The organism is Dellaglioa sp. CoH-57-MRSF-21 (genome assembly GCF_056781915.1).
This window is the reverse complement of sequence record NZ_JBXAXU010000003.1, coordinates 284880-296806: the sequence shown is the minus strand read 5'-3', so window position 1 is coordinate 296806 and position 11927 is coordinate 284880. Positions and strand designations below refer to the sequence as shown.

12 protein-coding genes and 1 other RNA gene are annotated in these 11927 nt (G+C 33.3%); 5 read left to right on the top strand and 8 right to left on the bottom strand.

The window, feature by feature from the left end; all coding sequences use genetic code 11:
* Positions 1-104 precede the first annotated feature (104 nt).
* Positions 105-683, bottom strand: coding sequence for a TMEM175 family protein (locus AC1RPQ_RS05165; RefSeq protein WP_409022266.1), 579 nt, complete (start codon positions 681-683; stop codon positions 105-107).
* Between the two features lie 249 nt (positions 684-932).
* On the opposite strand from AC1RPQ_RS05165, the gene AC1RPQ_RS05160 reads away from it, so the two are divergent.
* Positions 933-1229: a bacteriocin immunity protein gene (locus AC1RPQ_RS05160; RefSeq protein ID WP_481761412.1), complete on the top strand. Its 297-nt coding sequence runs from the start codon at positions 933-935 to the stop codon at positions 1227-1229.
* 332 nt (positions 1230-1561) lie between these two features.
* Here the strand turns inward: AC1RPQ_RS05160 and ssrA are convergent.
* Positions 1562-1932: a transfer-messenger RNA gene (gene ssrA, locus AC1RPQ_RS05155) on the bottom strand.
* Between the two features lie 124 nt (positions 1933-2056).
* On the opposite strand from ssrA, the gene AC1RPQ_RS05150 reads away from it, so the two are divergent.
* Positions 2057-2686 carry an NAD(P)-dependent oxidoreductase gene (locus AC1RPQ_RS05150; RefSeq protein ID WP_481761413.1) on the top strand — a complete coding sequence of 210 codons (630 nt, stop codon included), beginning with the start codon at positions 2057-2059 and terminating at the stop codon, positions 2684-2686.
* Positions 2687-2783: 97 nt separating this feature from the next.
* Here AC1RPQ_RS05150 and AC1RPQ_RS05145 read toward each other — a convergent pair whose 3' ends face one another.
* The 4 genes from AC1RPQ_RS05145 to AC1RPQ_RS05130 all read right to left on the bottom strand — a co-directional run bounded on the left by AC1RPQ_RS05145 (position 2784) and on the right by AC1RPQ_RS05130 (position 6316).
* Positions 2784-3590: a Cof-type HAD-IIB family hydrolase gene (locus AC1RPQ_RS05145; protein ID WP_409022263.1), complete on the bottom strand. Its 807-nt coding sequence runs from the start codon at positions 3588-3590 to the stop codon at positions 2784-2786.
* Between the two features lie 101 nt (positions 3591-3691).
* Positions 3692-4498 carry a Cof-type HAD-IIB family hydrolase gene (locus tag AC1RPQ_RS05140; RefSeq protein ID WP_481761414.1) on the bottom strand — a complete coding sequence of 269 codons (807 nt, stop codon included), beginning with the start codon at positions 4496-4498 and terminating at the stop codon, positions 3692-3694.
* Positions 4499-4531: 33 nt separating this feature from the next.
* Entirely contained in the window at positions 4532-4810 is a 279-nt protein-coding gene (locus tag AC1RPQ_RS05135) for a hypothetical protein (protein ID WP_409022261.1), read from the bottom strand.
* Between the two features lie 123 nt (positions 4811-4933).
* The gene (locus tag AC1RPQ_RS05130) at positions 4934-6316 is read right to left on the bottom strand and encodes a L,D-transpeptidase family protein (RefSeq protein ID WP_481761415.1); all 1383 of its coding nucleotides are present in this window, start codon (positions 6314-6316) and stop codon (positions 4934-4936) included.
* A 440-nt stretch (positions 6317-6756) separates the two neighbouring features.
* On the opposite strand from AC1RPQ_RS05130, the gene trpX reads away from it, so the two are divergent.
* The 3 genes from trpX to AC1RPQ_RS05115 are packed head-to-tail and all read left to right on the top strand — an operon-like array spanning position 6757 to position 9415.
* Complete coding sequence (trpX, locus tag AC1RPQ_RS05125) at positions 6757-7758, top strand: tryptophan ABC transporter substrate-binding protein (RefSeq protein WP_481761416.1); 1002 nt, start codon at positions 6757-6759, stop codon at positions 7756-7758.
* Positions 7755-8648 carry an ABC transporter permease gene (locus tag AC1RPQ_RS05120; protein ID WP_481761417.1) on the top strand — a complete coding sequence of 298 codons (894 nt, stop codon included), beginning with the start codon at positions 7755-7757 and terminating at the stop codon, positions 8646-8648. The genes trpX and AC1RPQ_RS05120 overlap by 4 nt, the downstream gene beginning before the upstream one ends.
* The gene (locus AC1RPQ_RS05115) at positions 8645-9415 is read left to right on the top strand and encodes an ABC transporter ATP-binding protein (protein WP_481761418.1); all 771 of its coding nucleotides are present in this window, start codon (positions 8645-8647) and stop codon (positions 9413-9415) included. Before AC1RPQ_RS05120 ends, AC1RPQ_RS05115 begins: the two co-directional genes overlap by 4 nt.
* A 36-nt stretch (positions 9416-9451) precedes the next feature.
* Here the strand turns inward: AC1RPQ_RS05115 and AC1RPQ_RS05110 are convergent, their stop codons facing one another.
* On the bottom strand, positions 9452-10618 hold the full coding sequence (locus AC1RPQ_RS05110) for an MDR family MFS transporter (RefSeq protein WP_481761419.1): 1167 nt from the start codon (positions 10616-10618) through the stop codon (positions 9452-9454).
* Positions 10619-10645: 27 nt separating this feature from the next.
* Positions 10646-11920 carry a cation:dicarboxylate symporter family transporter gene (locus AC1RPQ_RS05105; RefSeq protein ID WP_481761420.1) on the bottom strand — a complete coding sequence of 425 codons (1275 nt, stop codon included), beginning with the start codon at positions 11918-11920 and terminating at the stop codon, positions 10646-10648.
* Positions 11921-11927: the final 7 nt, after the last annotated feature.

Genomic DNA, 11927 nt, shown 5'->3' with positions numbered 1-11927 from the left:
GGACATACAAAAATCCCTCCATGATTATCGGATGAAATTATATTATTTCATCTGACAACCATAAAGGGATTATTACACAAGAAATTTCTTGTTGGAACTTTTTTTCATTTGTCTTTATAGAAATTTTCAATTAATCGATTAGGTATAAACCAAATTGATGGTACAATCAGACAAAAAATTAACACCAACTCTGGTTTAATAAATACTGACATCAATCCAATAAGTGAAAAAGATAACGACACCCATGTTTTATTGTCATTTTTAATTGCTTTTGCTAAATTTGATTCAGGCCCATTTGCTCGAAGTAATTCATTAGTTAATACTACATACATAATATTAAATAATAGAAAGACAAGGCCATATAAAAAGGCAGGCGCAAATTTATTATAATGTTCACCAACCCAGCTTGTTGCAAATGGCATGAATGACATTACAAACATAAATCCAGTATTAACAATCAACACCCGCCCATTGATTTTATCCGCCAATTGAAACATGTGATGATGATTATTCCAGGTGACACCAATTAAAAAGAAACTTAATACGTAAGCTAAAAAAGTACTTTGAAGCGGTATTAAATCTGAAAATGTGTCTCCCTCTGGTGCTTTTAACTCTAAAACCATGATTGTCATAATAATAGCAACTACAGCATCTGTGAACGCTTCAACTCTACCTTTTGACATACGAACCCCCTAAATTTTTATAAATTTAGTATTACAAAGATTAGTCATTAAATCAACTAAAAATAATTCCACTTTTTAAAGATAAAATATACTTCCAACAAATATGGCAGGCATAAACTGGTAGGTTAATTTATATTTTAATGATCAACTGGGACCATATTTATCATTTATTATGTTAACTATTTCTCTTTAATTTATATATTTTAATATATTATTAGTTAATACAAATAAATTAAGGAGTTCTAGTCTATGAATAAATTAAAATGGTTTTCCGGCGGAGATGATCGTGGAAAACAGGCCGAACAAATTATTACCGATTTATTAACTGATTTAAGTACAAATAATGGTAATAATACACTTAAAATTACGTTACAAGCTTATCTCGAAGAACTAAAACAAAAACGTTCTTCTGTTCCATTCATTTTAAGTCGCATGAACTTAGATCTTTCTAAAGCCATCAGGAATGATGAACAACCTTTATCTGACAATCAATCTAAAAAATTAAAAGAGTTAACCTCTATCTCCAATATTAGATATGGTTACTAACTATATTCTTTCTTGGTTTATACCTTTATTTTAATATAAAGTTCGTAAAAAACGACTACTTACAAAAATAATCCTTTGTAAATGGTCATTTTTTGTGTCCGTAATTTCTAACAAATTAATTTATTTTTTCATAATAGACCTCTAATTTTATGGCAAAATAAAAAAGATAACTCGTCGAATCAAGTCATCTTTTCATCTGTTATGTTGAATAGGATTGTCAAAAATCACCTTAAAAACACCTTAATTTGCATTCAAACTCATTCAATCTTATTCAAACTTTTAAAATGCAAAAGTGATATTTTATAAGGCTTTTCAACCTTATTCAAACTGTAAAATGGAGATGGCGGGAGTCGAACCCGCGTCCAAGCATATTGCCACTCAAACATCTACGTTCATAGTTATACTATTTAAAATTCGCCAACCGTAGCGCCGTATAACAGGGCTAACACGTCTGACTAACCTGATTAGTCTCTTTTAACTTCTCCAGGTGGAAGAAGTTAACGTAAGTCCACTTAATTTAGGACCCAGATCTAGCACATGGACGATACTAGGAGGATCTACGTTAGAGCGCTATTAAGCAGCTAAAGCGTAAGTATTACTATTATTTTTTGCAGTTATAATTTAACTGAGCGTTTTAACGAAGACGCAAACTTCGAAACGCAATCCAAGCTCAACCTATACCTGTCGAATCCTGAACATCCCCATAACAACTATAAACATACCATATTTATCAGTTAAAATAAAGATGTAACCTGACGACTTATTCTTTGACAAAAAAATGTCATTCAACTATTGTGAAGACAGTTACTTAGAAAGGGAGTTATAAAATGAAAATTGGAATTATTGGTGCAACTGGTAAACAAGGACAATCTACATTAAAAGAGGCAGTTTCTCGTCATTTAGATGTTACTGCTATTATTAGAAATAAAAGCAAATTAACAGAAGATGTTCCTTTTATAGAAAAAGATCTTTTCAAGTTAACAACTGCTGATTTAGAATTATTTGATGTTATTGTAGATGCTTTTAACGCTCCATTTGGTCAAGAAAATCTTCATCAAACATCATTAAAACATTTAACGGATATCTTAGCTGATACTAAGGTTAAGCTCGTTATTGTTGGTGGCGCAAGTAGTCTTTTCGTTGATTCTGAAAAAACACTGTTACTTGGTGATACACCTGACTTCCCTGAAGGTGCTAAAGCAACAGCCAAAAATATGCGTGATGCTTTAGTCACACTCCGTACCGTTTCAAATGTAGATTGGGTCTATATTTCACCAGCTGCATTTTTCAATCCTAGTGGCGAAAAAACAGGCCACTATCAAATTGCCGGTGACGTTTTAACAATGAATTCACAAGGTAATAGTGAAATTAGCTATGCCGACTTCTCTATCGCATTGGTTGATGAAATTGAATCTAATTCACATCATCAAGAACGTTTTAGCGTTGTTTCTAAATAAATTTAATTATCTGCCACTTTCACAAGAAAGTGGTTTTTTTTGTAAAAAAATAAGTGATAATCATCACTTATTTTTACGTCATTATCTAAATTATATTTTAATATTTACCTGCTAAAACGTCATCAATTAAATCTAAGACGCTATCATCTTGATTTGAACCGATACGATGATTTGCCATTTTAGCTGCCATATTTGAAGACTTTTCCATTGCAAAACTTAATGGTGTGTATGCCAACATCTCAGCATCATTATCATTATCTCCAACGGTTACTACTTCATCATCTTTTACATCCCATAATTCTTGCAAAGCATTTAACCCATTTTGTTTTGTTGCCTCTTTAACATTGATATCAATAAATCCAAAACCAGAAACTTTTGCAACTAATGATTCATCAACATTTTCTTTTAATTTAACCGCAAATGTTTTATATTCGTCAATGGGGCCATTAATCGTAACTTTAGAAATAGTTTTTTCAACCTTACTTAAATTAGGGACCTTAATAATGTCTGGATAGTACGTATTAGCCATTTCTACAAAGTTATCAGACTCACTTGCATCAATATACCCACTCTCATCTGTTGATGCTAAGATTCCATAATTTGGCGATACCTTTTGGATATATAAAACTGTTTTTTCAAATACGGCTGGATCAATATTAAATGATCTGATATGGGTGTTGCCATCATAAATAACCGCACCGTTATCTGAAACGTAACCTATTTCACCAGAGATACGTTTAAAAATATCTTTAATTTTCATAACTTGATTTCCACTTGCTACCACGAAATGAATCCCTTTATTTTTTAGTTCAACTAATTGGTGACTAAATCTAACTTCATCAAACGTTTTATTATCTCTTAAAAATGTACCATCTAAATCCACTGCAATTATCTTGACTGTCAAAATTACATTCCTCCGATTATGCTTTAATAACTCTATTATACTGCATAAGTAAACGGATACAAAGAACTAAAAAGAAACGCCCCTTGGAAAAGAACGTTTCTTTACAATTTATGATTTAAAATATCATCAATGCTATCCAAAACACTATCATTTTGATTCAACCCAATGATGTGTTTTGCTGTTTTTTTAGCTAACTTTGATCCGCTAGCCATAGAAAAACTATTCGGCGTGAACGCCAACATTTCTTGATCATTATCATTATCCCCAAATGTCGCAACTTCTTCATCCAAGATTTGCCAACGATTTTGTAGTAAATTTATGCCGTTTTTCTTTGTCGCGTTCACTAAATTAATATCAATATAACCAAATCCAGACGCTTTTGCTTGAAGTTTATTATTCATTTCAGTATTTAATTGTAATGATATTCTTTCATATAACGACACGGGAAAATGACCCGTCAGCATAGAAATTCCTTGATTAAGTGATACCAAATTATCGACTCCGGTTACTTTCGGATAATAATCATTTACATCTTGAATAAATGTATCAGATTCCCGTTTATCATAGAAACCTCCTTGATTATTAACCGCTAATAGTCCTATTTCAGTGAATGTTTCCTTCAAATACTGAATCGTTTCTTGATAGAGACTATTTTCAAAAATGTATTCTTTCAATAACTCTTTTGCATCTTGAATGACTGCTCCATTTTCAGCAACGTAACCAATTTTATCTTTAATTTCTTTAAAATATTGTTCAATGGCTAAGGTTGGATTCCCACTTGCTACCACAAAATGTATTCCCTGTTGTTGCATCCTTTCAAATTGATGCGAAAATCTTTCTTTATCGTATGATTTATCATCCCTTAAAAATGTACCATCTAAATCTACTGCAATTAATTTAATCGTCATCCCTGCCACCTCTAACGTTATTATACATGATTTCTATACATAACTATATTCTTCAAATGGCGTATCAAACCAGTCATAACGCATTATAATTTGCATGACTCGATTCACAGGAATCCACAATCCCGACCGTAAAATATCTTTCATTGTCTCTAGAAATATCTTGTCATTTTTTGTACTATTTGGTTGTTTAATTTTTATAATTTCTGAATTTTCAGTTTTTACAGTAATAATATGATTGTTCAACGCAATGACTTGTGCAGAAACGATATTATCACTTATTAATTTATTATCTTTGTTTTTATCTATTTTCATTTTGTTAAACTTCCTTTCTGGTATAGGTTCATACTACCTTGGCTTTATGACTTATCTATGAAGTTATTAATAATAAATCATTAAAAAAAGCTTAACCAGTTTAAGAACTGATTAAGCCTTAAATTAATAAACAACAACAGGTTCGTTTTGTGAAACGTTCGCAAATAAAGTTGCCATTGCGGCTGGTTTTGTATTAACACAACCACCAGAACCATCTTTAAGATAAGCTGTTTTAGACCAATTTGTTCTCCAACTAGCGTCATGGAAACCAATTCCACTATTTGTGAATTGAGCCCAGTAACTAACTTTGACAGAATAATTAGCTTTACCAACTTCACTACCTTTAAGTATTGATGGCGTTTGTTTGTACATAATATACCAAACACCCTTAGTTGTATCTTCACCAGTACTATGTTTACCAGTTGCAACATCAGTTGTTAAAACAACCTTGCCATTTTTATGGATCCAAACTTTCTGCTGCGCAATTGACACTTCAGCATACGTATCTCCAAGTCCATCATTTGCAGTCGTTGTGTAACCAGTTCCATAAGTATTATAGCCAACACCATATTTATCATTGGTTGCGTCAATAGCTGCAGTACCATCTTCTAACGCTGTCAAAACATGTGTCACTGAGTCATTCATTCCAAGGGCCCAACCATATGATTGTCCACTAACTGGAACAGTACTTCCTGTAGCCGTTTTAAAATTATACTTTTTATTCAATGTTGCTTGTTTCTTATTAATTTCATCTACTTTTGCAGAAATACCACTCGTATCAACAACATATTTACCATCTTCAACAGTTGCTTGCTTAAGAATATCTGCACCCTTCAACGTATACTTCGTTGATTGAACGGTATAAACAGTCTGTCTAGCAGCTAGTGTATCCAATTTTTCAGTATCAGCTTTAACTGTTTTACTGTCAGCAGATAAAGGTTGGAGTTCAGTATCCTTCAACTTCGTAATGCTACTATAGCCAGCCTTATCATAGGCAGCTAAAATTTGCTTAACATTATATTGATTCCCTTTTTTCCCAGGTGTTACTGATACTTTTCCATTTTTTAAAATGGGACTTGCATCAACAGCCACTGTTCTTGTTTTATTTAACTTTGTTAGTTGGGTTTTTAATTGTGCTTTTAATTGATCCTTAACTGTTGTATTCAACTTTTGTGGAACAATCGCATAATTTTTCTTAACATTTGAAGGAAGAATGGTACGTTGCTTCTTCAACAATGCTTTAATCGCTGGCTTATCTTCATCAGTAAAACCAGTTGTTGTATCTTTTGCATCGACTATTTTTGTTTTACCTACATAAATAACATTTTTTGACGTTTCATTTTTTAACTTACTAATAACTTTATCAACACTTAATCCACTGACATCTGTATCATTAATTGTGATGCCTTTATTAAAATGCATACTTTGATTGAAACTTGCTCCACCAAGAATTCCCAAAACTAAAATACTTCCGATACTAATACCAATCTTTAACGATTTTTTCATAGTTTTTCACCTCATATTATGAATTCATAGTGCGCTATTCCCAATAAAAATATCATACCGCACTATGAATGTCGAATCAATTTTGTTGTTTTCTAAATTATACTCTTTATAACTTTTAAAATCTTTTAAATAATATTTGACAATAATATCAGATTTATCTATACTACATTTATCAACTAACTCAGAGAGGAAATCAAGCCTATGACTTATTCACAAGTAAAACTTAATAATCGTTGGCAAAGCCGGTTATTCAGATTGTAGTCTGTTTTTTACAGATATAATCTGTCTATTCAGATTGTATCTGTATATCGGTTTGGTTTCTATAAATCAAAACCCCTGTATGGATATCAGTATATTCATGCGGGGGTTTTGTCTTTCAAGACGGCCCTCGAATCTGAGGACTGTCTTTTTTTATTAAAAATTAAAGGGGTACTTATAAAATGAAACGATTAATTGGAACCATTATTGCGTTATTTTTATTCTTAGTGATTGCTTTTTTCTCAACACTTCAACCAACAACATTTTCAAACGCTAAAGGAGTACCAACAATTGGTATTCTTCAATTAACAACACATCCTGCACTGGATGCGATTCATAAAGGAATTATTGCTGGATTAGAAAAAGAAGGTTACGTACCTGGTAAGTCTGTGAATATTGATTTCCAAAATGCTGAAGCTGATCAAAGTAATTTAAAATCAATGAGTGACAAGTTTAATAATGAAAATGTTAATCTCATGATTGGTATCGCAACACCCTCTGCACAATCTTTAGCTAATGTAACTAAAAAAACACCAATTATTTTAGGTGCCGTTACTGATCCAAAAGGTTCTGGTTTAGTTAGCAACAATCAGAAACCAGGTAATAATATCACCGGTGTTTCTGATCAAGCACCTATTAAAGCACAGTTAGCTTTAATGAAGGAACTAATACCTAATATGAAAACCGTGGGTGTCCTTTACACATCAAGTGACGATTCAGCTACAAAACAGTATCAACAATTTAAATCTGCAGCAATCAAATCAGGCTTAGAAGTTAAATCGGCAACAATTACCTCTACAAATGATGTTGACCAAGTGTCACAATCGCTCGTAGCATCTGTTGATGCCGTTTATGTCCCCACGGATAACACAGTAGCATCAAGTATGCAGACTCTCGTTAAAAATGCGACACAAGCTAAAATTCCAATTTTCCCTGCAGTAGATACAATGGTCAAAAATGGCGGCTTGGCAACTATTAGTATTAACCAATATGATTTAGGTGTAGCCACTGGTAAAATGGCTGCTGCCGTTCTTTCTGGAAAAAGTGTCCCTGCAACAACACCAATTAATTTTGTAAAAAAAGGTGATCTTGTTATTAATTTGAAAACAGCAAAGGCCTTAAATATTACAATTCCACAAGCATTAATTGATCAAGCCAAAAATAAAGGAGAGTTAATCAAATGACAATTATTGTATCTGCTATCGGACAAGGACTCCTATGGGGGGTTTTAGGTCTTGGTCTTTATCTTTCATTTAGAATTTTAGACTTTCCTGATATGACTGTCGAAGGTACTTTTCCAATGGGCGCCAGCGTAACTGTGATTTGTCTAATCCACGGAGTTAACCCGCTTCTGGCCACATTCTTTGCATTTCTAGCAGGGACACTAGCTGGTCTAGCCACCGGGTTACTTTATACAAAAGGTAAAATTCCGATTTTATTAGCTGGAATCCTTGTCATGACAAGTTTATATTCAATTAACCTACGAATTTTAACAAAAGCAAATATCAGTTTACTTGGACAAAATACAATTTTTTCTGCTCACTTTCTAACTAATCTTCCTGCATCTTTTGATTCCGTTGTATTAGGGCTCATTCTGGTTATCATTAGTATTGGCTTACTCGCTTTCTTTTTAAATACCGAATTAGGCCAAGCGTTCATCGCAACCGGTGATAATGAAAAAATGGCCCGCTCACTTGGTATCCAAACCGATCGTATGAAGATTTTAGGACTAATGGTTTCAAATGGCTTCATCGGACTTGCCGGTGGGCTAATCGCGCAAAATAATGGCTATGCTGATATCAGTATGGGTATCGGAACGATTGTCATTGGGCTTGCTGCAATTATTATCGGTGAAGTTGTTTTTGGTAACTTATCATTAACAGCACGTTTGGTTGCCGTTGTCATTGGTAGTATTTTCTACCGATTTGTTATTTTAATTGTATTAACATTAGGCTTTAACGCAAACGATTTAAAATTAATTTCTGCTATTATTTTAGCATTCTGTTTAATGTTACCAACTCTCCGAAAAGCGCTAAGACTAAATACTTTGTTTGAAGGAGGCCATTCAAAATGACTGAACCCATTTTTTCACTTTCCAATATCGTCACTACCGTTAATACCGGTACTTCTGAGGAGCAACAAATCTTAAAAAATTTAAACCTCACCATCAATAAAGGCGATTTTATAACTGTAATTGGTACTAATGGCGCTGGTAAATCGACCCTTTTCAATACAATTGCTGGTAATATTAAACCAACGAGTGGCAAAATTATGTTACGCAATAAAAATATTACGAATGAAAATGATATTAAACGGACAAATTATATTAGTCGTGTTTTTCAAGATCCTAAAATGGGCACAGCACCTAGAATGACAGTCGCTGAAAATCTATTATTAGCCTTAAATCGAGGCAGTCGCCGTCGGTTTAAACCTCGTCATTTAAAACAAAAAATGACGCAATTTCGTGAATTAACCGCAAAGATGCCAAATGGTTTATCAGAACATTTAAATACACCTGCTGGAAACTTGTCTGGTGGTCAACGTCAAACATTAAGTTTTTTAATGGCAACTTTGATTCAACCTGACTTACTGCTACTAGATGAACATACGGCCGCCCTCGACCCCAAAACAAGCCAAGAATTATTAAAATTAACCGCCGAAATTGTTGAACAAGAACAATTATCTTGTCTAATGATTACGCATCACTTAGAGGACGCATTATCATATGGTAATCGAACAATTGTCTTAAATGATGGTCAGATTCAATCTGATTTATCAGGTGAAAAACGTGCCAACCTATCTACGACTGATTTATTAGCCTATTTTAATGATTTAGAATAAAAAATACCACAACCTTATAAAAGTTGTGGTATTTTTTTACGATTTTATATTCGCTTTCTTAGTTGCAATAACAACAACTGCCAAGGCAAGTAAGATTAATAATGTCGAACCAACGAACAAACCGTTGTATGACAATCGTTCAATTACGATTCCACCAACTAATGGTCCTAACGCTTTACCAATAGATGCGGCAATATTAATCGTTCCTTGTGCCTTACCTTCTTGACCTGGCTCGGCCAGTTCATTAATCCATGCCGGAATGGCTGGGAATGCGACCATTTCACCTAACGTCAACAAGACCATTGAAAAGACAAAATGAGAAAAGTCTTTCGCAAAAATAAGTGTTGTAAATGATAACGCAAATAAGCCAACACCCATAATAATTTGTCTAAATAATGACTTAGCAATTGTTCTCGTTACAAGCGTCACTAGTGGTTGTCCAAAAACAATGAGTCCTGCATTAATCGTCCATAATAAACTATATTGACTCAATGGAATATCTAACTTATCCATATAAATTGATAAATTACTTTGCCATTGCTCGTAACTCAACCAAATAACCAGGAATGTTAACCACATTGCGCCGATAATCCAAACTTTGGGATTAACACCAGCTGATTGTTCTGATTTTGTTGGTTTCACTTTTTTTCGTATTGGATCAACTCTATACGCTAAAATAGCAGTAATCAAAAATATTGAATATAAAATTAATGCTGATACAAAGACCATTGTGACACTAACTTCAATCACGTATCCAACTAATAATGTCCCAATAACAATCCCTAAATTTAAAGCTAAATAAAAGAGATTAAAAACATATCGACTATCTTTTCTTCTAATTGTGGCCGCAAATGAATTTAAAATTGTTGCCACAATCCCGTTACCAAGACCCAAAATAACTAGCAAAATTGGGTATGCTGGCCAGCCATGCATGAAAACTAAGCCTAATACGGCCAACCATGCAATTACGATTCCTACCAATGTCGCATAATAAGGCCGCCATTTATCAAATAAATAACCACCAGCATAATTACCAATAATAGTCGCAACTGAGTTTATTAATAGTACAATTCCAGAAAATGTTAAACTTTTACCTAAATAGTTATGCATGTAAATTGTTGTTAACGGCCAGACGAAACTTGAACCTGCGCTACTAATCACTGAACCTATTAACAACCATTTTAATTTAATTTCTTTCGTCATTTTTTTCCGAAAGCCCCCTTTTTAAGGTTACTTAATGTTCAATTTTTCTAAATACTTTTGATTCTTTTCACGATCAAATTCATTTTCTGATTGTGCGATAATAACAGCTGCTAATGAATTACCAACAACATTGACGGTTGTACGACCCATATCTATGATTCTATCAACTCCAGCGATAAAAGCCAACCCCGAAGCAGGAACACCAATAGTTGAGATTGTCGCTAATAGGACGACAAATGATGCACCAGGTACTCCAGCCATCCCTTTAGACGTAATCATTAACACAATCAATAATGTAACTTGTTGTCCAATTGATAAATTAATATGGTATGCCTGTGCCAAAAACAGAGCAGCTATTGACTGATAAATTGCTGATCCATCTAGATTAAATGTATATCCTGTTGGAACAACAAAAGAAACAATTCCCTTTTTAACACCAAAATTTTCCATTTTTTCCATAATTTTAGGCAGTGCTGCTTCAGAACTAGCCGTTGAAAAAGCAAGAATCATTTCATCCTTGATTACCTTTAACAAGACGATTAAATTAATTTTAAATAATTTAGCAACAAGACCCATTACTACAATAACAAAAAATATCATCGTTATATAGGTCACAATAATAAAGAACCCTAATGGTTTTAAAGCAGAAACGCCTAATTGTGCTATTGTGACACCAATTAATGCAAAAACACCGATAGGTGCCAATTTCATTACCCAGTTTGTCACTTTGAACATAACTTCAGATACAGCTGAGAAGAAATCAATAATCGGTTTTCCCTTCTCACCTAGCGTTGCTGTCCCGAGTCCAAATAAAACGGAAAAGAAGATAATAGGCAGCATATCACCTTTAACAAGTGCCTCAAAAATATTAGTTGGCACAATATGCATTAAAATCGTACTCAACCCAGTAGAGGTTGAGTTTTCAGTTGTAACATATTGACTAATATCGACTTTATTTAAAGCTGTAATATCTATAAATTGTCCGGGTTTAGTTAAGTTACCAACAATTAATCCTAATGCAATCGCAATTGTTGTCATAATTTCAAAGTAAATTAATGTTTTTCCACCGATTCTACCTAATTTGTGGATATCTCCCATATTGGCGATTCCGACCACTAGACATGAAACAACAATCGGTAAGACAATCATTTTGATCATATTAATAAAGATGGTTCCCAGCGGTTGAAGTGAGTTAATAATGAGTTTATTTTGATACCCAATAGCACCAATAATAATTCCTAAAATTAATCCAATTAAAATTTGCCACCCAAGACTAATTCGGTACGCTTTATAATATTTCAATTTAACC